Here is a 22,264-nt window from a genome sequence, read left to right on the forward strand (position 1 = left end):
GCAGGCTAAGCCATCCCGCGCGCCTTGTGGACGATCGCGTCCGCCAGCGTGTCCACCGCCCGGGGTCCGCCCTGCCGCAGGAAGAGGTTGGGCTCGGTGATTTCCAGCTCCATCAGCAGCAGCCCGCCGTGCTCGTCCCGCGCCACGTCCACCCGGGCGTAGAGCAGCTCGAAGCCGGTGGCGGCGAGCACCTGGCGGGCGAAGGCGCGCTCGTCCTCGGAGGACGGGGCGGGCTCGGCGGCGGTGGCGTCGTAGCCCGGGTTGCCCGAGAGGGCCGGTTGCCGCTTGATGGCGTGGGTGTGCTCACCGCCCAGGAAGAGGATGGAGCGCTCGCCATGGCCCTCCACCGAGGGCAGGTAGGGCTGCACCATCATGTCCTTGTGGGGGAGGACACGCTCCACCAGCGCCTGGGCGGCGGGGAGCTCCTCGGGCTTCCGGACGCGCAGCGTGTCCCGCGCGCCCGCGGACACCGCGGGCTTCACCACCGCGTCAGCCCAGCCGCGCTCCGCGAGCAGCGCCTTCACGTCCGGCCGCGAGCCGCGCTCCAGCCAGGCGGTGGGCACGGTGGCGATGCCGCGCTCCGCGAGCTCGCGCAGGTAGCCCTTGTGCGTGTTCCAGCGGAGCACCTCGGGCGGATTCCACAGCGGGCAGCGGGCACCGGCGCGCTCGGCCCAGGACACGAACTCCTCCCGGCGCGCATCCGAGTCCCAGGCGGTACGGATGAGCGCGAGCCGGAAGCGGCTCCAGTCCACGGCCGGGTCGTCCCAGATGACGGGCCCGGCCTTCAGGCCCCTCGCGGCGAGTGCCTGGGCGAGCAGATGCTCGTCGGGCAGGCACTCGGGGAAGGTGGACGCGGTGACGAGCGCGACGTCGTAGGCATTCTCATTCACGGACATGGCCGCGGGAGATACCTCAACTCCGGGCGGCGGAGATGACCGCACCGAGCCGGCGCATGCCTTCCTCGATGAGCTCCGGCGGACGGTTGGAGAAGTTCAGCCGCATGAACTCCGTGCGAGGCTCGCCCGCGAAGAAGGAGGCACCGGGCACGAAGGCGACGCGCTTCTCGAGCGCCAGGGGGAAGAGGGCATCCGCGCTCATGCCCCGCGGCAGCTCCACCCACAGGAACATGCCGCCGTCCGGCTCCGTCCACCGGGTGCCCTCGGGCATGTGCTTCTCCAGCGCGGCGAGCATCACCTGGCACCGGTCGCCGTAGACGGCGCGCAGCTTCTCCAGGTTGGCGTTGTAGTCGAAGCTCGACAGCAGCCGCGCCGTGGCGCGCTGCGCGACCGTGGCGGTGTGCAGGTCCGCCGACTGCTTGACGACGGTGAGGGCGCGGATGATCTCCCGCGGACCCACGGCCCAGCCGATGCGCAGCCCGGGGGCCAGCGTCTTGGAGAACGTCCCCAGGGTGACGACCACGCCCTCGGTGTCGAGCGAGGCCAGCGACGGCAGGTGCTCGCCCCGGAAGCGCAGCTCGCCGTAGGGGTTGTCCTCGAGGATGAGGATGCGGTGGCGCTGGGCGAAGCGCACCAGGGCCTGCCGGCGCTCCAGCGACAGGGTGGTGCCCTTGGGATTCTGGAAGTTGGGGACCAGGTAGATGAGCTTGGGCTTGCGGCCCACGGTGTGCAGCAGCGACTCCAGCTCGTCCACGCGCATGCCGTCCCGGTCGCTGCCCACGACGGAGTAGGAGACCTCGTACCCGCTGAACGTCTGCAGCGCGGCCAGGTAGCTGGGATTCTCCACCACCACCACGTCACCCGGGTCGAGCATCACCTTGGCCACCAGGTCGATGCCCTGCTGCGAGCCGCTGGTGATGAGCACCTGGTCCGTGGCCGCGTGCAGGCCCTGGCCGCCCAGGTGCGAGCAGATCCACTCACGCAGCGGGCCGTAGCCCTCGGTGGTGCTGTACTGGAGCGCCGCGCGGCCTTCCTCGGCGAAGACCTCGGCGTGCGCCTGGGCGATGGCCTCCACCGGGAAGAGCTCGGGCGCCGGCAGCCCTCCAGCGAAGGAGAGCACGTCCGGACGCTCGGCCACCTTGAGGATCTCCCGCACGGCGGAGGCCTTGACCCGCGACATGCGCTGGGCCAGCGGGAACGGCGGAGGAGCGATAATGGGGGTGGCCGCGGTCATGGTCAGGCTCCTTTCAGCTCTTCGGGGGAGACGTGGATGTACGTCTCCTCCTTGATGGATGTCAGAACGATGGTGGTGTGCGTGCGCGTGACGCCGGAGATGGTCCGCAGCGTCTCCACGAGCAGGGAGTCGAGCGTCTTCGTGTTCCGGGTGCGCACCTTGAGGATGTACGAGTCCTGGCCGGCGACGCGGTGCGCCTCGAGCACCTCGGGCATGGCCAGCACCTTGCGGGCGAACCCCTCGAAGTACTTGGGGTGCTCGATGCTCACGCCGATGAAGGCGGTGATGTCCTTGCCCAGCTTCGACGCGTCCACGCGCGCCGTGTAGCCGGTGATGACCCCCCGCTCCTCGAGCTTGCGGATGCGCTCGGCCACCGCCGGCTGGGACAGACCCACCGAGCGGGAGAGCTCCAGCTGCGTGGCTCGCCCATCTCGCTGCAGCAGATCGACGAGGCGGTGGTCCAGTTCATCCATGGCGGGTCAGCGACCTTATTTTTATAAGTCCCAGTGACTTGATGCCTATAAGGTATATGTCTCTCGGTGACGGTGCAAGAGGGCGGCAGGCAGGCGGGCGAGCCTCTTCCACCGGGGCGTCACGAACACGGGGGGCCTCCTCTGTTGGCAATGCACGTCTCGCGCCCGTGGGCCCCGAGGAGCGCAGCCATGGATTCCGCCTTCCGTCAGCAGTTGCTGGGACTCGATCTGACGCTGGCCCGGCGCTTCGCGACCGTCGAGGCGCGACCGTGGGGATATTTCGTCCACGAGGTGGGAAATCCCGGCCACTGGGATGCGAACACCGCGCGCTGGCTGCGAGCGGAGGAGCCGGAGGCCGCCATCGAAGAGGTGGTGGCGCTCTACCGGGCACGGGAGCTCGTGCCGCGCGTGCGGGTGGATGACCTGAGCGCACCTGGAGACGTGGTGGAGCGGCTGGTGGCCCGGGGCTTCCAGAAGGACGCGCAGGTGATGCGCCTCATGCACTGGGCTCCGGTCACCTCCCGTCCGCTTCCAGTGTTGTTCTCGGGCGTGACGCTGGAGGTCGCGGGCCCGGAGACCCTCGCGTCCCTGGCGGAGATTCAGGGAGAAGCCTGCGGCTGGGAGGAACGCGGTTGGCTGGTGCGCTACCTGGAGCGGTTGGTGCCTGGTCCCGCGTCGCACTACTACCTCGCCCGGGTGGACGGCGTGCCGGCGGCGATGGCGGCCCTGCAGGAGGGGGAGGGCTGTGCGCTGGTCCAGGAGGTGGCGACGCGCCCCAGGCATCGTCGGCGCGGCCTGGCGTCGGCGTTGATCACCTGGATACAGCGCAGGGCCATGGTGCCGCTCTTCCTCCAGGTGTCCAATCCCGAGGCGGAGCGCATCTACGCGCGCGCGGGCTTCCGCGTGTGGGGCGAGCTCGAGCAGGTGACGTGCGTGCTGCCCGGGCCGTGAGGCGGCTCGCATCGGTAGGAGGGAGGAGGCGCGGAAGGCCCGCTCCGGCATAGAGTGCTGGCCGGGGAGAGCTGATGAACATCCGTTTCAACCGCCGGGTCGCCCTCGGCATCGCCGCGGTGGTCGTCGTGGGGCTCGTGAGGTGGGCCACCTCGGACGTGTGCGTGTCCGCGTGGGCCTTCCAGGGTGTGAAGGTGTACCGCTGTCCGGACGGAGACTTCCGGCAGACGTTGGGCCTGCGCGCCGATGGGCTCGCCCGGGAGGCCACGGGCTCCGTCCAGGTGTCGGCCGAGGCCCACGGCATCACCGACGCCCAGATACTGCTGAACGCCCCGGTGCGGCGCCTGGAGGCCTCGCTCTTCCTCGTGGATGCCGGGGGCAAGGAGTCACCCCTCGCTCCCGAGAAGAGCTGGGAGCAGCGGGACTCCGACTTCGCCCGGGTCGCCCGGGTGAAGCTGCCCGCGCTGCCGGATGGGGACTACACGCTGCGCGCCCGTGTCACCACGCCGCTCGGCACCGGCACCGTGGACGCGCCGCTGGCCCTCTACGCTCCCGCCCGCGTCCACGTCCTCACCGACCGGCCCCTCTACGAGCCCGGCCACCAGGTCCGCTTCCGCGCCGTGGTGCTGCGCGCCAAGGACCTCGCGCCCATCGACGGACGCCCGGGCACGTGGTTCGTCACCGACCCCTCCGGCGAGGTGGTGCTGGAGCAGCGCATGCCCGCGGGCCCGTGGGGCGTGGTGGCCGGGGACTTCCCGCTCGACCGCGGTGCACCCACCGGCACCTGGACGGCTCGCTGGACGAGCGGTGAGGCCTCGGGCGTGGCCACCTTCCAGGTGAAGCCCTTCACCCTGCCGCGCTTCCGCGTGGAGGCCGTCAGCACGAAGCCCTTCTGGCGCGTGGGGGAGTCCCCCACCGTCGAGGGCCGCGTCGTCTACAGCTCGGGCGCGCCGGTGGCGGACGCGGCCGTGAACGTCTCCTGGTCTGTCTCGAGCGGGTGGCCGGCTCCACTCGAGTGGTTCGACGCGAAGGCGAAGGACGCGCTGCCCCAGAAGGCGCGCACGGATGCCTCGGGACGTTTCCGGCTCACCCTGCGGCGTGTGCCGTATGACCTGCGCGGCCAGGCGACCCTCTCCGCGTGGCTGTCCGCCACGGATCCCGCGGGAGACCAGGTGCAGGGCGGCGCCTCGGTGCTGCTCGCCGAGGACGCGCTCTCCGTGTCGGCCGTGACGGAGCTGTCGGATGGACTGGCGGACGGCTACAGCAACCGCGTCTACCTGCGCGCCACCACCGCGGATGGCCAGTTGCTGCCCGGCGCGGAGCTCACCGTGAAGCGCGCGTGGGACCCGCGGGACGAGGGCGTGCGCGCGGTGACGGACGAGGACGGCGTGGCCTCCTTCCAACTCGACCCGGGCCCTCCCGTCAACGTCGTCCTTCCCGCCATGCCGGTGCGCCGCAGGCCTCCGCCGCCTCCGGTGGGGTTGGGCTCGGTGCGGAATCTCCTCTCGGACGATGGCTCGCCCGCGCTGGAGGATCAGCTCGCGCTGGAGCGGTGGCTGGAATCCCTGCGTCCCTGTGCGCGCTTCGTGTCGCCCGACTCGGGCTCCACCCAGGTGACGCTGGGGGTGCGCGTGGCCTCGGGAGGCTCGGTGGTGGATGTGGTGTCGGATGGCTCGCCGCTGGGTTCCTGCCTCGCCTCGGTGGTGCGGGCGCGCTCGCTGCCGTCCGGCCGCGAGCGGATGCTGGGGCTCACCCTGGACGTGCGCGACCCGGGGCTGCCCTCGCTCGAGTTCGAGGTGCTCGACGTCACCGGTGCCAGCGAGGAGTTGGAGGAGACGCTGCGGGCCGCGGCGCTCGATGCGCGCGAGTGCCTGCCCGCGAACTTGTCGCTGTCCGCGGCGCTTCCGTCCGCGCTCACCTGGCGCACGCGTCCGAAGCAGCGCGAGGTGGAGGTGGGCTGGTCGTCCCTGCCCCCGGAGGAGGACATGCTGCCCGCGGCCCACCTGTCCTGCATCCAGTCCCGCTTCTCCCGGCTGGTGCTGGGCGCCGAGCCCGGGAGTGCCATGGGCGTGGTGCGCTTCACCGCCGAGCCCACGGGGAGCGGCTCCGACGGAGCGGTGGCCCAGGAGACGACGATGCTCGGCTACGAGCTGAGGGTGAGCGCGAAGGCGGACAAGGAGGAACTGGGCTCGACGAAGTGGGTGGTGCACCCGGCGCGGTTGCCGCCCGCGCGTCTGAGGGCCACGCCGGTGCTGGCGCGTGGAGGGGACGAGGTGCGCCTCGAGCTGTTGCGCGGCCCGGACTTCCACGGGGAGCTGCCCGAGGAGCTCATCCTCATGGCCGGGGAGAAGAAGCTGAAGGCGAAGGTGGAGAACAAGGCGGCGCGCTTCCGTCTGCCCGAGGACTTCGATGGGTGGGCCGAGGCGAACTGGGCGGGCGCGGTGGCCCGGGTGTACGTGGCGCCGCGCGCGCAGCTGGCGCTCGAGGTGACGCCGGACAAGAAGGCCTACGCGCCCGGTGAGCTGGCGCACCTCCAGGTGCACACGCGGGTGGACGGCCAGGACGGCCCGGCGGCGGTGGGCCTCTTCGGTGTGGACGAGAGCCTGTCGCAGCTCGTTCCGCTGCCGGGGACGGGAGCGCTGGACGGCATGCGTCCGGTGCCCACGGTGTCCTCGCCGGCTTTCAACGTGCTGGATGGGACGGCGCTCGCGATGGGCCGCATCCGGGGGGCCAACGCGGCGGCGGCCACGCTGCTGCGGGTGTCGGGCCTGCCGTCGCGGGATGGCGGTGAGCGGCGGGTGTCGCTCCAGGTGTCGACTCCCTTCGAGCCGGACGTGGAGCTGACCGAGCCCTTCTACCGGGTGCTGTCGGAGCTGACGGTGCAGGCGCGCACCTGGGAGGAGTCGGCGCCCAAGGACGAGACGCTCTCGTCGGCGGGGATGGCGAAGCTGTGGGAGAAGGCGCTCGAGGCCTGTGAGAAGCGCGGCGAGGCGGTGACGGACGCCTACGGCCGCCGGTTGAAGCTGTCGCGGTTGCCGCAGGAGCTGCTCGCGCTCACCGACCCACGGGCGGTGGTGGTGAATGGCACGCGGTTGCCCGAGGACGTCGAGAACTGGGGCGCGTGGGTCGCCCGGGAGGCGCCATGAAGCGCTACGTCGCAGTGGGTGGGGTGTGCCTCGTCGCGGGCTTCGCGCTGAACACGTGCGTGCGAGGCCTGGCGCGCTACGAGTCCGCTCCCGCGTACGCGCTGGCGGGTGGGGATGACCGGATGCTCGCGAGGAAGAGCCTCCAGACCTTCGGCCAGAATGACGCGGATGAGATGGAGGAGGCGGAGGCGCCGCCGATGGCCGCCCCCGTCCAGTCCGCGATGGGGGGGGTCGGGTCAGCCAGGGGAGGTGGAGGGAAGAAAGTGGCGATGAGGGAGGATGCACCGGGAGCACCGCCGCCTCCACCCATGGCCGAGGCGCCCGCCACGCCGGGACGGGCCTGGTTCCCCGAGACGTTCCTCTTCGAGCCGCTGGTGGTGACGGATGCGTCCGGCCTGGCATCGGTGCCGGTGAAGGTACCGGACCGGCTGACGAACTGGCGGGTGCTGGCGCTGGCGCACTCGCGCTCGGGAGCGCAGGCCGGGGCGGTGAGCAGCTTCGCGGGCACGCTGCCCACCTACGTGGACCCGGTGCTGCCGCCCTTCCTGCGCGCGGGGGATGTGGTGCGCGTGCCGGTGCAGGTGGTGAACACGACGGGCTCGCCGGTGACGCGCCCGCTGAAGGTGGAGGCGCAGGGAGCGTCGGTGGAGGGGGGCTCGCGCACGGTGATGGTGCCGGCGGCGGGCAGCGTGGTGGAGTACGTGACGGTGCGAGCGGCGCAGCCGGGGCCGGTGACGCTGCGGGCCTCGCTGGGTGGCACGGACTCGGTGGTGCGTACATTCGATGTGTGGCCCACGGGCCGGCCGGTGGTGGAGACGCACGGAGGCACCCTGGCGGCGCCGCGCACGCTGGAGCTGGTGGGCCCCGAGAACGCGGTGGCCGGCAGCGAGCGGGTGCGGTTGCTCGTCTTCCCGGGGGCGCTGGGCGTGTTGCGCTCGGAGCTGAGCGCGGCATTCGGGCGCGGGGGCGTGGCCGAGGATGCCTACGCGCTGCAGCTCGCCGGCCGCGCGCCGGAGTTGCTGACGTCGCTGGGAGGCACGGCGGACGCGGAGTCGCTGAAGCGCATGTCGGCGCTGGCCGGGCAGCGGGTGTTGCGTGCGGGCCGTGCGCCGGACGTGGCCTCGGCGGCGCTGTTGGCGGAGGCGGCGCTGGCGCACCCGGACAACCCGGTGCTGGCGCGTCTGGGCGAGCGTCTGTCGGGCCAGGTGGCCTCGGCGCAGAGGCCCGATGGGACATGCCAGGGCGCGGACGGGTGGACGTTGCAGCGGCTGCTGGTGGCCACGGCGGACTGTGCCCGGGCGGTGCGTGCCGGGACGGGCTCGGACGCGGGACGCCGGAGGGCCTCGGCCTTTGGCGCGCGCGTGGCGGGCGCCTTCGAGCGCTACGTGGCGCGGGTGCAGGACGGCTACACGGCGGCGGCGGTGCTGGCCAGCGGGGGCGTGTCCGGCACGGTGCGGGACACGCTGCGCAAGCAGGTGCGGGAGGCCGTCCAGAAGCGGCCGGACGGCTCGGCCTTCCTGCCGGTGGGCCCGGGCGTGGTGCGCGCGGACGGGGTCGTCCCCTCGGAGACGGAGGCGACGGCGCTCGCGGTGCTGGCGCTCGTGGACGACAAGGAGGCGCCGCTGGCGGACCTGGGCACCTCGCTGCTCGCGGACTACCGGCCCGAGCGGGGCTGGGGTGACGGGCGCGCGAACCTCGTGGGCCTGCGGGCGGCGCTGGCGCTCTTCAAGGAGCCGCTGCCGTCCCAGGTGAGCGTGGTGCTGGAGCGGGACGGCAAGGTGGTGACGGAGGGGACGTTCGACGCGAAGGCGCTGCGGGAGGTGCTCGCGCTGGAGGGGGCGGCCACGGGCTCGGCGGGCAAGCACACGTGGGTGGTGCGCGCGGAGCCGGCGGTGCCGGGGCTGGGCTTCTCCCTCACGCTGGGGGCCTACGTGCCGTGGCGCGCGAGCGAGACGGGGAAGGGGTTGGAGCTCGCGGTGAAGGGCCCGGCGGAGGTGAAGGTGGGGATGCCGGCGGAGGTGACGGTGCAGGCGGCTTCGCCCGCGGGGATGTCGCTGACGCTGCGTCAGGGACTGCCGGCGGGGGTGCAGGTGGACCGGGCGAGCCTGGACGCGCTGGTGAACGAGGGGAAGGTGACGTCCTACGAGGTGGAGGATGGGGCGGTGAGCCTCACGCTACCGCCGCGAGGCGCGGCCGAGCCCTTCAGTGCGCGGTTCCGGGTGGTGCCGACACTGGCGGGTACGCTGCAGGCGGGGGCGTCGAGCCTGACGCCGGTGGAACGGCCGGAGCTGGTCTTCCACGTGCCCCCGGCCACCTGGGCAGTGCGCTGAACCAGGGCGGCGCGCTGAATCAAGGCGGCGCGCCGAGCCAATCTCCCTCAAGATCCCCTCTCCCCCTGGGAGAGGGACGGGGTGAGGGTATCGAGCTCCCCAGGTTGCTTTTCACATGCACCCGAGAGAGCTGTGTGACAAAGGGCCGACACACGGTGGAGGGATGCGGATCCCACGACCGATATCCCAGACACGACCATCGGCTCGTACCGGGACGGCCCGGCATCGGTGCTACCCTTGCGCCGGTGGAACCGCGTCCCGCTCCTGATTTCCGTCCGCTTGGCCGCAAGGCCTATGGCTCGATTCCCCACCTCCCGGGCTCACGCACCGGGCCGGCGGATCGCCACCTCTCCCCCGCGCTCGCGCGCATCTGCACCGAGCGCGCCCGCGACGCGCGAGACCACATCGTGGTGCTGGAGAAGCTCGACGGCTCGTGCGTGGCCGCGGCCCGTGTAGGGGACTCCCTGCTCGCCCTGGGCCGAGAGGGACGTCTGGCGTCGCAATCTCCCAATGAGGCCCGCCGGCTCTGGGCGGACTGGGTCGCCGTGCACGCGGAGCGTTTCCTGGCCGTGCTCCAACCCGGAGAGCGGCTCGTGGGCGAGTGGCTGGCCCTCGCGCACGGCACCCGCTACGTGCTGCCGCATGAGCCCTTCGTCGCCTTCGACCTGATGCGGGACGGGGAGCGGCTGCCGTGGCACGCCGTTACCGAGCGCGTCCGGGCGGGTGGCTTCGTGATGCCAGGGTTGATCCACGAGGGCGGGCCCCTGGGAATTCCCGCGGTGATGGAGTGGCTCCAGGCGGGCGGCTTCCATGGGGCCGTGGACCCGGTGGAGGGGGCTGTCTGGCGGGTGGAGCGGCGAGAGGGCGACGCTGTCAGGGTGGAGTTCCTCGCCAAGTATGTACGGCCGGAAAAGGTAGATGGCAGCCTCCTGCCGGAGAACACAGGGAGGGCCGCCGTGTGGAACTGGCGCCCCGAGGCGCCGCAGCCGTAGGAGGCGCCGCCGTGTCTGGCTCGATCGTCACCGGGAACCCGTTCAAGACCGAGAGCCAGGGGGGCGCCTTCGAGGCGCACATCACCGTCGCCGCGCGCTCCGAGGACGACCTGCGGCGCTTCCGCGCGTTCTGCGACGCGGCCTCGGTGAAGTGCATCTTCATCGAGCTGGGCCGGGGCGCCGAGCCCTTCCAGCCCATGACGGCCTCGTACCACCACGGCACGCTCCCGCATGCGCTCGAGGAGGCTCGGGCCATGGCGCGTGCCCTGGCCGCCGAGGGCTTCGACGTGAAGCGCCTGAAGCTCGAGGCCCTGGGCAAGAACCGGGACATCCCCGAGGACGATGCGACGGCACGGGCCCAGCCCGCGAACTACTTCGAGTTCCACGTGAAGGTGCTGCTGCCCTCCGGACACACGGACCTGGACATGCTGCGGGCCCGCTGTGAGACCCATGGCGCGCACCTGTCGCGCAACGCTCGGAAGGTGCGGGAGGACGGTGCGTCCGAGCGCTTCGTGACGCTCCGGGTGTACGGCCTGGGCCGTGCGAACGCGGACGCGCGCTTCACCGCGCTGCTGGACGACCTGGCGGCGATGGGGCTGAAGCTGACGCAGCGGATGCGCGAGTGGACGGTGTACGACTCCAACCGCGGGCTGGACCGGGGCTGGCTGGGAGACGTGACGTGAGTGCCCATGAGTTGCCACTTCGCGCCGGGGCGGCGGTGCTTCGCCGCCTCGCGCTGTCCCCGGAGCGGGAGTCGTTCGTCCTGCGCGGCGGGCTGATGATGCGGCTGTGGAGCGGTCCGGTGCCGCGTCCGGTGGAGGACCTGGACTTCCTCGCCCTGTTTCCCTTCGACGCGGCGGATACCGTGAAGCGGTTGGAGTCCGTCCTCCGGGCCGGGGTGGAGGATGGATTCTCCTTTGGTGCACTGAAGTCCGAGGTCATCTGGGCGGAGACGGCGTTCCCGGGCGTGCGGGTCTTCGTGGAGACGCGGCTGCCCGGCGTGGACGGGAGCTTCGAGCTGCGCATCGACACGGGCTTCGGTGACCCCATGGACCCGGGGCCCGCGTGGACGGAGTACGAGGTCGGGGAAGCCCAGGCGGCGCGGGTGCTCGCGTGCCGGCCGGAGACGCTGCTCGGTTGGAAGGTGCACGGCCTCTTCGAGCGGGGAAAGGGCCGCTTCCGTCCCAAGGATCTCTTCGACGTGTACCTGCTCACCCGGTACGCGCCGCTGGACGTGGCCCTGCTGCCCCGGGCGCTGCGGCTGGCGTTCGAGTCACGCGGGGACTCGCTGGAACTGATGGAGCGGCTGATGGCGGGGGAGTTCGGCCGGAGTCCCTGGAGCAACGAGAAGTGGGCGCGGTATCGCCACGGTCAGCCCGAGGGTCGTCCCGAGGCCCTGGCCGAGGTGGTGGCGGCGGTCGCCACGGCGCTCCGGCCCACCTGGGAGGCCGCCCAGGCGGGTCGGTCCAGCCCGTGATTCAGTACCCGAGGCGCCGCACGAAGAGCTGGCGGTGGATTGTCAGGAGGGGGAGGGGGCAGGCCAGGACGGGTCTACTCAGGACGCGTCAACGGCTCCCAGTACAGTAGGTGTCACGGACTACTTCTTCGGGGGCGCGTTTCCTCGGCCGCCTCCCGAGGGGTTACCCGTCGTGCTCGGCCAGTTACCACCACTCTGCCCGCTGCCGCTCTGACCACTGCTGCCCTGGCTGCTTCCCTGTCCCTTGCCTCCACCGCTGCCTTGTCCCATTGCCGCCTCCCTGGCGATCCGTTCTCGAGGTCTGGCTCAAGACTACGCATCAATGGGGCAATGGCGGACCCCGGTGCGTCCTGTCCCGAGACAAGCCCCAGGCCACCAGCGCGACGATGATGACCGCGAGCACCGCGAGCCACAGCCAGCCCAGTCCCCAGCGGGTGGAGTCGTAGACCTCATAGGGCGCGATGGGCTCGGCCGACTGGGCGAGCGCCAGCGCCGGGGTGATGAAGAGCGACCACAGGAATGCGTGCAGTGCGCGGAGATGGATCATGTGGGCCTCCCGCGGCCTGGGAGCCGCCGCTCCTTGAACGGTCTTCACCTCCGGCAATGGGGACAAGGCTCGGCGCTCGGGCACTCGGGCGAGCGGTGGGAACCCGGGAGCTTCGATACCCTCACCCCGTCCCTCTCCCGAGGGGAGAGGGGAAATGGGCGAGGGGTGGTGGCGCGGGTGTTTGTACTGGCGTTCGTGTGGGCGGCTTACAGCGGCGGACGGACGTACGTGCCTTCCTCGCGGCTGTAGTCCGGGATGTAGACGCGATCCGACGTGTCCGCGTTCTTGCTCTTGCGCGGTGGCTTCTTCGGCTCCGCCGGCGGCTCGTCCTTCTGCGGGGGCGCGTCCACGGCGATCGTCTTCAGCTCGGCATCGGAGGCCCGGGCCCTGTCGATGGCGGCTGCGTCATAGATGGAGATCCACCAGCCTCCGTAGCTCTCATCCGCGGTGGGTGGAGTGACCTCGAACGTGAGGCCCGCTCGCTCCAGCTTGTCTTCATCGAGCGACAGGCTGTGCACCAGATCCCGGTCCGCGGCCTGCTGGAGCAGTCCAGCCATCAGGTTGCGCAGCTCCTCCTTGGTGCTCGTCTTGCCCGCGTAGATGCCGATCTCCACGCCCGCAGGGTGCTGGGGGTCTCCGTAGATGTTGAGCTCGCCCCGGGACGTCTCGTACGTGAGGTAGGGCACGTACCGGAAGATGCCGGTGTCGATGACCTCCGACGGAACCTGCTTGAGATCCTTCTTCCCGAACCGCGTCGCGAAGGTCTCGATGATCAATCCCGAGTCGATGAGGCGGCCCTCGGTCACGGGCTTTCCGGGCGCCGGTGCCGGCGTGGACGACAGCGCCGCCGGGGTGCTCTTCATCGCCGGAGCGGCGGGCGGTGCCGGCTGCTCCTGGAGCTGCGAGCGGCTCGGGTTCGGGCAACCGCCGAGCAACACCATCGTGAGCATCCCACTGGCGACTGCCGACTTCGGATTCATCTTCCCCCTCACATGGACAGGATTCATCGGATGCGCCGGACTCTACCGGATGCCAGCGCGGACCCGATAGCCATGCCCGGGGTGGGGTCCCCAGTCCGTGACCGGGCCGGGCCCGGACATACACCCGTTGCCAACCGTCCACCGCACGGGGGTTCAGCCGTTCGGGCCCGACAGGGGCTGCGACGTGTCACCGGGCGTGGAGCGCAGCCGGCGGATGGCGCGCAGCAGCAGCTCGCCGTCCAGCGGGTTGGCGACGTAGCCCTTCGCTCCAATCTGATGGGCCCGCTCGAGGTCCTCGTCCGTGGAGCTGCCGGAGAGGAGCAATGCTCCCGCGATGCGCGCTTCCCCCGCCAGCAGCCCCTCCATGGCCTGCACCGGGGCGAACACGATGTCCGAGGACGTCGAGTGCATGACCTCCAGCGGAGTGGCGACCTTGGAGCGCAATCCGTGCCGCGCGAGCGCTCGCGTGATGAGGGTGGCGGTGACGGGAGGCCACGCGTAGAGCAGCAGTGGCGAGTCCGGACCCGAAGAGCCCGTGGTGCCAAAGGCCGGCTCCGTGACGTCGTCCTGGAGGCCATACAGCGCGGCGAGCGCGTGGCCCAGCGCCGTGTCCGACGCGAGGTGCGGCTCGACACGGGGCTTGCCGGAGACCGCTCGCACCGCGTCCAACGCCTCGAGCGAGGCCGGAGCGGGCAGGGCGACGTGCAGCACCACGCGCTCGCCCTTCTCGAGCCGCAGCGGCACCACCCGGTATTTCTGGGCGATGCGCTTGGGCACCAACCGGGTGAGCTTGGGATCCAGCGGCTCGCGATCCAGGTCGATGGCGGGCAGGCCGAGCTGAAGGGAGAGGGCGCGGAGAACCTCGTCCTCGGTGCACAGCCCTTCGCGCACCAGCGCCCGTCCGAGCGGAACCCGGGTCTCGTGGTGGTGCACCAGCCCGAGGCGGAGCTGGGCCCGGTCGATGAGCCCCAGCTCCATCAGGATTTCGCCGAGCATGCGCTTGGACCCGAGCTGCATGGCTGTAACCGTTGCCATGCGGCCCGAGCCCGGCGATGGGCATCCGGACGAGCCCCCGTCTCGCCGGCTGCCCTCCGGTCAGAAGTCGACCTGGGAGGCCCGGCCCCGGAGCGGGACGGCGATGTACGTCTGCAACTGGGCGTCGGTGGGGAGCCGGGAGAACCGGCTGCGGGTGAGGAAGCCCTGCGTCTCGAGGCGCACCTCCCGCTCGGGACCATCGACGCGGGCCCTCGGAATCACCACGGTGAAGAGGAGCGAGCCGGCATCCGCGTCCGGCTCGAGCGTGATGGTCACCAACGTGCCGAGCTCCGTCTGCTCCTGGCGGATCTCCTCGCCGCTCGCGTTCACCTCCCGGCAGGAGTCCTGGTAGTGCAGCCGGGGCTCGCCGGTGAAGCTGGTGGTCGAGAAGTGGATGGAGACGCCCCGGCCCAACAACTCGAACATGTTGGGGACGACGGGCTCGGCGCGGGTCTCGGGGATGACGTGTACGGGTGCGGTTTCCATCGTGGCGTCCATGGGTGCTCCTCCTGTCGGGTCCAGTGCAGCCGGAGAGGGCTGCCAAGGAAGATGGAGGAATCAATTCCCGGACGTGACGGCGCCTCGTGTCAGGGCTCCGGGTCAGGGCTCCGAGGCGAGCCAGCGCAGCAGGGCTTCCGGGGCGTCCACGTGGACGAAGTGGCCCGCGTCGGGAAGGGTGGCCACCGGGCAGCCCAGGGACTCCATCCGCGCCAGGTCCGCGTCGGAGACGTAGTGGGCCCGGCCGCCGCGGATGCAGCGCACCTTCGCGCCCGGGCGCGTCAGCGCGGCCCACAGGTCCTCGCCATTCACCCGCCCGTGGAACTCGGCGAGCGACTCGCGGTCGAAGCGCCAGCGCACCGTGCCGTCCGGTGCCGGCTCCAGGTTCATGAGGAGCCAGTCCGACAGGGGGCCGGACAGCCCGCGTCCCGTCAGCTCCGTGCGCATCGTCCGGCGATCCGGCGCGCTGGGTGGCGCGGCCCGGAGGATCTCCAACACCTTGCCGCTCTCCGACAGCTGGGTGGGGATGGGGCTGGGGGTGATGTCCAGCAGCGTCACGCTCGCCACGTCGGCGGGGGAGCGCAGGCTCGCGGCGAGCGACACGCGCCCTCCCAGCGAGTGCCCCACCAGCTCCAACGGCCCTCGCAGCCCGGCCGCGCGCGCCGTCTCCAGCACGTCTCCGGCCACCGTGGCCAGGGTGGCCCCGGGCGGCAGCCGTGGCGAGGCGCCATGTCCCGTCATGTCCAGCAGGAGGAAGCGGCGGCTCTTGTCCGCCTCGCTCCATGCCGTGGCCAGCGAGCGCAGGTTGCGCCCCGTGCCGAGGAAACCATGCAGCAGCACCGTGGGCCGCTGCCCCTCTCCCACCTGGAAGCTCTCGAGAATCACGGTTGCCTCCTATATCCCGAGCGCCTCCGCCACGCAGCGCCTTCGCTCACATCCCGAAGGGCCAGGTGTCCGCGGCATCCTCCTCCTCGTGGCCGGCGTCGCGGTCCAGCGGGTGCAGCGCGCTGGTGAGGTCATAGTGCAGCACCGCGTCGAACTGCGCCGGCAGGTCCGCGTGGAAGTAGTGGCTGTGGCGCTCGCTGTGGGGTGCGTAGATGACGCCGATGGCGCGCTCCAGGCGCCGCTCGCGCAGGCCCGAGCCCGCCTCGCCCAGGTCCTCCATCCGCAGGAGGAAGCCGGGCAGGCCCACCTCGTGGAAGAGCGCCTCGTAGCTGCCTCCCAGCGCGGGCCGCACCCGCCGTCTCAGGCCCGGCATGTCCCACTCCCGCGCGGCGATGACGGTGCCCGAGTACGTGGTGAAGCCCACGTTGTACGTCTCCCGGCCATGGCGCTCGCGCATCAACTGGCCCAGGTTCAGCTCGCCCTGGTCCCCCATCTGCGTGGCGCGGGCATCGCCCAGGTGCGAGTTGTGCGCCCAGATGACCATGCGCGCGGGGTTGCCGTAGCGGCGGCCGAGGTACTCGGCCAGGGCGTCCGCGGTGTCCGCCATGTGGGTATCGCGCAGGTTCCACGACTCGTCGCGCCCGGCGAACAGGGTGCGGTAGTAGGCCTCCGCGTCGCGCGCCAGCCGGGCGTTCTGCTCCGCGTGGAAGAGCGCGTCCTGCTCGAGTGCTCCCTCCACGTCGCGCCGGCGCAGGTCCAGCAACTGCTCGAGGACTTCCTCCGAGCAGGTGTCCGCGTAGCCATACGCCGTGGCGTGGCCGTAGGCCTGGGGGTCCGTGCCGTAGCGGTCGAAGCAGGCGTAGCGGTGCCGGGCCTGTTCGGCCGCCTTGGGATCTCTCGTCTCCAGGTAGCGGATCACCTCGCGCATGGAGGCGTGCAGGCTGTAGAGGTCCAGCCCGTAGAAGCCCACCCGGGGCGCGTCCTTCCCGCGCGCGGCGTTGTGCGCGCGCATCCACTCCACCAGCTCCCGCACCTCCTGGTTGCGCCACATCCACCGGGGGAAGCGCTCGAAGCCGTCGAGTGCCCGCCGTGCATCCGTGTCCGGGCCCTGGCCGTGCACGTACTGGTTGAGCCGCAGCGCGTCCGGCCAGTCCGCCTCCACCGCCACCGCGCTGAAGCCCCGCTCGACGATGAGCCGGCGGGTGAGCGCGGCGCGGGCCCTGTAGAACTCGTGGGTTCCATGGGTGGCCTCGCCCAGCAGGACGAAGCGCGCGTCACCGATGCCTTCCAGGAGCGCGTCGAAGTCCGAGTCGTCATCCTTCAAGGGGATGGCCGCGGTGCGCACTCCATCGAGCAGCTCTGGACGGAGCTCCTGCACGCCGGGTCTGTCTTCATCGAACGGATTCATGCAGTGAAGGTGGGCAGGCGGCCCGGAGCTGCCCACGCGGCCCCGACAAGCCGGAGGGTTGACGGACGGGAAGGCACTCCCGCTTCCCATCTGGCCCCCTCCAGGCAAGCGGGCAGGCGCTCTCTTTCAACTCAGGAATAAGCAGGCTGGCCGACCCTGGAGGGCATGAACACCTTCGACGACATGGAGCCCAAGCGAGAGAACAGGACGGTGTCGGCGGGGAGGTGTTGGCGGGGGGCGCGGTGGCTGGTGCTGGCCATGACACTCATGGTGGGCACGGCCCAGGCGAAGGTGCTGGCGGGAGTCCGGCTGCCGGATGCCATCTCGCTCCAGGGCAAGGAGCTCCTGTTGGAGCATGTGGAGCTCAAGAAGAAGCTCTTCTTCGAGCTCTACGTCTGGGGCCTCTACCTGGAGCAGAAGCCGGCCTCCACCCAGCAGGCCATCGCCTTCCAGGGACCCAAGCAGTTGCAGCTCCACTTCCGGCGGAGCATCAAGCGCGAGCAGTTGGCGGATGCCTTCCGCGCCTTCCTCTCCAACAGCCGGGCGCTGCGCTCTCCGGAGATGAAGCGTCAATCGGAGATGCTCCTCCAGTCGCTCAAGGGCGTGCGCAGGGGCGACACCCTGCTCATCACCTATCTGCCGGACCAGGGATTGCTCATCTCCGGCGAGGGCAGCCAGGGCGCGACGATTCCCGGCAAGGCCTTCGCGGACGCGCTCTTCGACGCGTGGCTGTCGGAGAACCCCATCTACGAGCGCTAGCCGCGCTCAGATGAGGTAGGAGCCCCGGACCTCGGCGCCCTCGGCGAGCATGGCCGCGGTCCGGTCCAGGCGCTCGCGGCTGAGGTGGGTGAGCGCGCGGCGGACCTCGGGGTGGGTGAGCACCCGCTCCTTGACGGTCTCCTGATCCAGCACCAGCAGCAGGCACGAGGTGGCGGCGCGCACGGTGGCGGTGACGCGCAGATCCAACAGCAGGGAGATCTCCCCGAAGAGGGCGCCCTCGGTCATGTCGGGGTAGGGACGCTCGCCGCCGTCGGGAACCTGGTGCACCACGGAGCAGCGTCCGCGCAGCAGCAGGTGGAGCGCCTGGCTGCGCTGGCCCTGCTGGAGCAGCACGGTGCCGGGCTCCACGGTGAGCGTCTGGAAGCGCTGGGCGATGGTGCGCTTCTGCTCGTCGGAGAGCGGCTGGAAGACGGGGTTGGATTCGAGCAGGTTGTTCAGCAGCCGGTCCTTGTAGAACCGCTGCACCATCCGCTCGAAGGTGGGGAAGCGGGCGCCGAGCTGGGCGAGCATGTCGCGCGTCACCTCCAGCAGGGTGCAGTCGCGGAGGGAGATGACGCTGGCCGTGCGGGGCGCGTCGGAGATGAGTCCCAGCTCGCCGAAGAAGGAGCCTTCGGTCAGCTCGGCGAGGGTGCGGGGTGGAGCGTTCCTGGGCGTGTGCACCACGCGCACCGTGCCCGTCACGAGCATGAACATGGAGCGGCCCCGTTCACCCTCGGTGATGATGTGCTCGCCTCCGTTCACGCGGCGCATCTCCAGCAGCTCGAGCAGCGCGAGGAACACGTCCTTGGGGAGCCTGGAGAACAGCGGCGTGCCGGGCGGCTCGGGTTCGTCGGGCCGCGGGTGCTCCTCGGCGCTCCGCATGGCGATCAGACTGGCGAGGTGCTCCGGGGTCTCCGCGTGCTGGGGCTCGAGCGCGAGGATGAGCTTGCAGGCGGCGATGGCGTGGAGGGTGTTGCCCTCGGTGGCGTAGCGGATGGCGAGGGAGTGGAGCTCGCGGACGGCCTCCTGCGGGTGTCCGAGCTGGGCGAGGAGCTCGGCCACCTTGAGGCGGGCGGCGGAGTCATGGGGGTTGAGCTCCACGGCCTTGCGGTAGTCGGCGAGGGCCTGCTCGGGCCTGCCCTGGAGGATGTTGTCGGTGGGGTGTGCCACGGGGACCTCCAGACGGGTGCGCGGGTACGACGCGACCGCATGATCGACGAGATGGAGGGCCGGGTAAAGCCACAGTGGTGTTGGCCCGCGACACGGGAGCGTCGTGTCCCCATGGGTTATGCTGTGGCTCAGCTCACCACCGAGGAGGGGGCTTCATGCGTTGGCCGTTCGTGCTGGGTATCGCGCTGCTGGCGGGATTCATGGGGACGGGATGTCCGGAGACCTACGGGAAGCGGGGCACTCTGGACGACGCCATGGCCGAGGACATGGAGGAGCAGCGGGACGAGCGGAAGCGGGAGTTGGGAGAGCCCGTGCCATGTACCAAGCCCAGGGAACTGACGAGGGTTTGTGATGATGAGAATCAACGAACCACGTGCCACTGGGAATGCAAATGAAGTGGCGTACGATCCTGGGTGTCACAGTGGGTTTGCTGCTTCCTCTGCCGTTCATGCTCGACCACTGTGGCGCCTGGCTGCAGAATCAGCCTGTACAGGCCATCACTCCACAAGGTGCGAAGCTCGTTCCCATTCTCGCTCGGGATGAAAGAGGCGCGCTTCTGACCTACGGACGTTCCTGCCAGGACTCGAAGGACTGCGATCCTCCGTTGGCGTGCCTGTCCCTCGCGCCTGGGCGGCAACGCGTCTGTGTCGACAGTTCGTGCATGACGGACCTGCAATGCAAGCAGGGATTCACCTGCCGGACCCGGCAGGCGCCAGGAAATGGCCCATTGGTGCGCCGGTGTGTCCTCATCGGGATTCGAAAGGAGGGGCAACCCTGCTTCGACAATGCAAGAGAGAAGGAAGCCGCGTGTGAACAGGGCCTGCTGTGCGGCGGTAGTTCTTGCGGCCGCCCCTGCCAGTTGGATGTGCCTTCGAGCTGCCCTGAGGGGTTCGTTTGCCGGCCGGATCCAGAGGCCCCTTCCTGCCAGCCCTTCTGCAAAGGTGGTGATTGTCCTGAAGGACAGGAGTGTGTGGGGGCAGGCACTGACGATGCTCAATGCATGGTCGTCATCGGCGAGAACTGCCGGCGGCGTTCCTGTCCCGAAGGACAACAATGCAAGGTCGTCAGCTACACGCCTGAGGAGGAGGTCTGGCACGCCACCATGGAGTGCGTAACCCCCTGTGATGGCTCTCACCCCTGCCCCGAGGGCTCCATGTGCTTCCGGGGTGGATGTCGGCGGACATGCGGACCGGATGCGCAAGATGTCTGCGGCCCGGGCCGGCAATGCACTCAATACCCCTCCAAGCAACTCTGGCCCTGCGAGCCAACTCGCGATTGAGGACGGGCGGGGGCTCCGCGCGGCGTATCGACCTGGGAAGTTACTCCCTGCGGGCCGTTTTCCGAGGTAGTATCCGCTCTCATGGACGACATCGGCAAATTGAAGCGGATGCTGGGCGGTGCGCTCCTGGTCTCCCGGGAGCAATCCGGGCTCACGCAGGCCGAGGTCGCCTCGCAGGTAGGAATCGCCCCCGCCGTCTATGGCCGCATCGAGCGCGGACAGATGCTTCCCAGTGTCCCCACGCTGTGCCGCCTGTGCGCCACCCTGGGCGTCTCCTCGGATGTGCTCCTGGGGCTCGATCCCGCCGAGCGTGAAGCCCTCGCCGGCCTGCCCGTGCCGGAACCGTCACCCGAGCTGCGCCGCCTCGCGTCCCTCGTGCGCACGCTCTCCCCCGCCGCGCTCCGCACGCTCACGGCCGTGGCCACCGCCGTGGGGAACAGGTAGTCAGCGTGCTGCCGGCGCGGCGAGGGCCCCGACGGCGCACTGTACTCCCCGCACCACCTTCGCCAGGCGCGCGTAGTCGAGCGTGTCCCAGGTGTCCTGGGGCGTGTGGTAGTGCGGATTGCGGAAGAGGGCGGTGTCGGTGACCATCACCGCCGGGTATCCCTCGTCCCAGTAGCTGCCATGATCCGAGAAGTCCACGCCCTCGAGGCCTCGGGGCGCGGCGAGCGACTCCGCGGGCAGCTCGCTCGCGGTCCCCAGGGCCCGGTGCACGCGGTCCACCAGCGTGCGCTCATCCGTGCGGCCCACCACGGCGATGAAGTGGCCCTCCGTGGGGTAGCGCAGCCTCAGCGAGGCCACCGGGTAGCGTTGGCTGCCGGGGTCGTCGGAGAAGTAGCCGATGCTCTCGATGGAAATCATCGCGCGCACCTTCACGCCCTGCTCGCGCAGCCCCCGCGCGTGCACCTTGCTGCCCATGGTGCTCCGGCGGAAATGGGGTGGCTCCTCCAGCGTGTAGCCCACGAGGTCCACCCGCATGGGCGGCGGGTGCTCGCCCAGCCAGACCGCGAGCTCCAACAGGCCGGCCACGCCGCTGGCGTTGTCGTCCGCGCCGGGCGCTCCCCGCGCCGCGTCGTAGTGCGCGCCGATGACGAGCCGCTCCTCGCTGTCCGGGCCGAAGGTGGCGATGACGTTGCGGTAGCTCGCGCCGCCCGCCGTGTAGGGCTCCGAGCTCACGCGCCCGCCCGCGCGGGACAGCGCCTCGGCGATGTAGCCCGCGGTGCGCTCGAGGGTGTCCGGGTTCTGGTGATCTCTCGGGTGGAAGGTCTCGCTCAGGGTGCGCACGTGGGCCTTCAACCGCTCGGGGTCCACCTGGGCGGGGGAACAGGGGGCGGCCACCGGCTCGGGCGGCGCTCGCCCCAGCCAGCAGGAGGCCGCCGCGCCCATCACACCGAGCCCCACCATCGCCCCGAGCATGAGGGGGCGCTTCCAAGATGTCCTCGAGGAATCCACGAGCGGACGAAGCCACGCCGGGCGGGGGTCTGTCCATGGGGCGGGCGCGCTTCCCGTCCACGAGCGGGCACGGGGAGGTGCCGGGAGTGCCCCCACGCGCACCACTCCGCGTATCCTCGTGGGCCATGATGCTGAAGATCGTCCAGGCTGGAGAGCCGGTGTTGCGCCGGCGCGCGAGAGATCTCACCCCCGAGGAGATGACGAGCCCCGCGGTGCGGCAACTCATCACCCTCATGCGCGAGACCATGCGGGACGCGCCGGGAGTGGGACTGGCCGCGCCCCAGGTGGGGGTGGACGTACGGCTCGCGGTCATCGAGGACCGGGCCGAGTACCAGGCGGCCCTCTCCCCCGAGGAGCTGGCCGCGCGGGAGCGCGAGCCGGTGGACTTCCACGTCATCATCAACCCGCGCCTCACCGTGGAGGATCCGGAGCCGGTGGAGTTCTACGAGGGCTGCCTGAGCGTCAGTGGCTTCTCCGCGCTGGTGCGGCGGGCCCGCGCCGTGCGTGTGGAGGCCTTCAACGAGAACGGCGAGGCCATCACCCTCCAGGCGCGTGGCTGGTATGCCCGCATCCTCCAGCATGAAATCGACCACCTGGACGGCACGCTCTACCTCGACCGGATGGAGCCGCGCAGCTTCACCACCCTGGAGAACCACCGCCGTCATTGGGCCTCCCGTCAGGTGGCCGAGGTGCGCCAGGTGCTCGGGTTGTCCGAGCGTCAGGGGTGAGCCCGAAATCCGTGAGGCGATGAA

General features: G+C 70.8%; 21 protein-coding genes. 10 read left to right on the plus strand and 11 right to left on the minus strand.

All coding sequences use genetic code 11. The features are described 5' to 3' along the window. Positions 1-5: 5 nt before the first annotated feature. Genes Q664_RS31515 through Q664_RS31525 form a run of 3 tightly spaced genes read right to left on the minus strand, consistent with a single transcriptional unit; the run spans position 6 to position 2,603 of the window. Entirely contained in the window at positions 6-896 is an 891-nt protein-coding gene (locus Q664_RS31515) for an ATP-grasp domain-containing protein (protein ID WP_043403866.1), read from the minus strand. Between the two features lie 16 nt (positions 897-912). Continuing rightward, entirely contained in the window at positions 913-2,130 is a 1,218-nt protein-coding gene (locus tag Q664_RS31520) for an aminotransferase-like domain-containing protein (protein WP_043403869.1), read from the minus strand. A 2-nt stretch (positions 2,131-2,132) separates the two neighbouring features. Further along, positions 2,133-2,603, minus strand: a complete 471-nt coding sequence (locus Q664_RS31525) for an Lrp/AsnC family transcriptional regulator (RefSeq protein WP_043403872.1) — start codon at positions 2,601-2,603, stop codon at positions 2,133-2,135. 189 nt (positions 2,604-2,792) lie between these two features. Between Q664_RS31525 and Q664_RS31530 the strand changes: the two genes are divergently transcribed. From Q664_RS31530 to Q664_RS31555, 6 genes are all read left to right on the plus strand, one after another. Continuing rightward, the gene (locus Q664_RS31530; RefSeq protein ID WP_043403874.1) at positions 2,793-3,554 is read left to right on the plus strand and encodes a GNAT family N-acetyltransferase; all 762 of its coding nucleotides are present in this window, start codon (positions 2,793-2,795) and stop codon (positions 3,552-3,554) included. A 74-nt stretch (positions 3,555-3,628) separates the two neighbouring features. Beyond that, positions 3,629-6,700, plus strand: a complete 3,072-nt coding sequence (locus Q664_RS31535) for an MG2 domain-containing protein (protein WP_043403876.1) — start codon at positions 3,629-3,631, stop codon at positions 6,698-6,700. After that, a complete protein-coding gene (locus Q664_RS31540; protein WP_152622450.1) occupies positions 6,697-9,030 on the plus strand; it encodes an alpha-2-macroglobulin family protein in 2,334 nt (777 codons plus the stop codon). Before Q664_RS31535 ends, Q664_RS31540 begins: the two co-directional genes overlap by 4 nt. Before the next feature lie 245 nt (positions 9,031-9,275). Next, positions 9,276-10,022, plus strand: coding sequence for an RNA ligase family protein (locus tag Q664_RS31545; RefSeq protein WP_043403880.1), 747 nt, complete (start codon positions 9,276-9,278; stop codon positions 10,020-10,022). An 11-nt stretch (positions 10,023-10,033) separates the two neighbouring features. Continuing rightward, positions 10,034-10,705 (plus strand): hypothetical protein, encoded by a 672-nt coding sequence (locus Q664_RS31550; RefSeq protein ID WP_052518907.1) that lies wholly within the window; start codon positions 10,034-10,036, stop codon positions 10,703-10,705. Continuing rightward, on the plus strand, positions 10,702-11,499 hold the full coding sequence (locus Q664_RS31555) for a nucleotidyl transferase AbiEii/AbiGii toxin family protein (protein WP_160174541.1): 798 nt from the start codon (positions 10,702-10,704) through the stop codon (positions 11,497-11,499). The genes Q664_RS31550 and Q664_RS31555 overlap by 4 nt, the downstream gene beginning before the upstream one ends. Before the next feature lie 319 nt (positions 11,500-11,818). Here the strand turns inward: Q664_RS31555 and Q664_RS31560 are convergent, their stop codons facing one another. From Q664_RS31560 to Q664_RS31585, 6 genes are all read right to left on the minus strand, one after another. Beyond that, on the minus strand, positions 11,819-12,046 hold the full coding sequence (locus Q664_RS31560) for a hypothetical protein (protein ID WP_043403883.1): 228 nt from the start codon (positions 12,044-12,046) through the stop codon (positions 11,819-11,821). A gap of 206 nt (positions 12,047-12,252) precedes the next feature. Beyond that, a complete protein-coding gene (locus tag Q664_RS31565) occupies positions 12,253-13,026 on the minus strand; it encodes a hypothetical protein (protein ID WP_152622451.1) in 774 nt (257 codons plus the stop codon). A 153-nt stretch (positions 13,027-13,179) separates the two neighbouring features. Then, positions 13,180-14,043, minus strand: a complete 864-nt coding sequence (locus tag Q664_RS31570) for a GspE/PulE/PilB domain-containing protein (protein ID WP_043403886.1) — start codon at positions 14,041-14,043, stop codon at positions 13,180-13,182. A gap of 78 nt (positions 14,044-14,121) precedes the next feature. Further along, a complete protein-coding gene (locus Q664_RS31575) occupies positions 14,122-14,559 on the minus strand; it encodes a hypothetical protein (RefSeq protein ID WP_043403888.1) in 438 nt (145 codons plus the stop codon). 102 nt (positions 14,560-14,661) lie between these two features. Further along, on the minus strand, positions 14,662-15,444 hold the full coding sequence (locus tag Q664_RS31580; RefSeq protein WP_043403890.1) for an alpha/beta fold hydrolase: 783 nt from the start codon (positions 15,442-15,444) through the stop codon (positions 14,662-14,664). Positions 15,445-15,490: 46 nt separating this feature from the next. Next, on the minus strand, positions 15,491-16,852 hold the full coding sequence (locus Q664_RS31585) for an erythromycin esterase family protein (protein WP_043403892.1): 1,362 nt from the start codon (positions 16,850-16,852) through the stop codon (positions 15,491-15,493). Positions 16,853-17,017: 165 nt separating this feature from the next. Here Q664_RS31585 and Q664_RS31590 point away from each other — a divergent pair, with 165 nt between their 5' ends. After that, on the plus strand, positions 17,018-17,611 hold the full coding sequence (locus Q664_RS31590; protein WP_235216951.1) for a chalcone isomerase family protein: 594 nt from the start codon (positions 17,018-17,020) through the stop codon (positions 17,609-17,611). 6 nt (positions 17,612-17,617) lie between these two features. Here the strand turns inward: Q664_RS31590 and Q664_RS31595 are convergent, their stop codons facing one another. Further along, positions 17,618-18,781 (minus strand): cyclic nucleotide-binding domain-containing protein, encoded by a 1,164-nt coding sequence (locus tag Q664_RS31595; protein ID WP_052518909.1) that lies wholly within the window; start codon positions 18,779-18,781, stop codon positions 17,618-17,620. 155 nt (positions 18,782-18,936) lie between these two features. Here Q664_RS31595 and Q664_RS31600 point away from each other — a divergent pair, with 155 nt between their 5' ends. Both Q664_RS31600 and Q664_RS31605 read left to right on the plus strand, forming a co-directional pair. Beyond that, a complete protein-coding gene (locus Q664_RS31600; RefSeq protein WP_043403895.1) occupies positions 18,937-19,176 on the plus strand; it encodes a hypothetical protein in 240 nt (79 codons plus the stop codon). A gap of 965 nt (positions 19,177-20,141) precedes the next feature. Continuing rightward, positions 20,142-20,504: a helix-turn-helix transcriptional regulator gene (locus tag Q664_RS31605; RefSeq protein ID WP_043403897.1), complete on the plus strand. Its 363-nt coding sequence runs from the start codon at positions 20,142-20,144 to the stop codon at positions 20,502-20,504. Here the strand turns inward: Q664_RS31605 and Q664_RS31610 are convergent, their stop codons facing one another. Next, positions 20,505-21,476 carry a M28 family peptidase gene (locus tag Q664_RS31610; RefSeq protein ID WP_152622452.1) on the minus strand — a complete coding sequence of 324 codons (972 nt, stop codon included), beginning with the start codon at positions 21,474-21,476 and terminating at the stop codon, positions 20,505-20,507. A gap of 161 nt (positions 21,477-21,637) precedes the next feature. On the opposite strand from Q664_RS31610, the gene def reads away from it, so the two are divergent. Then, positions 21,638-22,240, plus strand: coding sequence for a peptide deformylase (gene def, locus Q664_RS31615; protein ID WP_043403901.1), 603 nt, complete (start codon positions 21,638-21,640; stop codon positions 22,238-22,240). Positions 22,241-22,264: the final 24 nt, after the last annotated feature.

Source organism: Archangium violaceum Cb vi76, assembly GCF_000733295.1.
Taxonomy (GTDB): domain Bacteria; phylum Myxococcota; class Myxococcia; order Myxococcales; family Myxococcaceae; genus Archangium; species Archangium violaceum.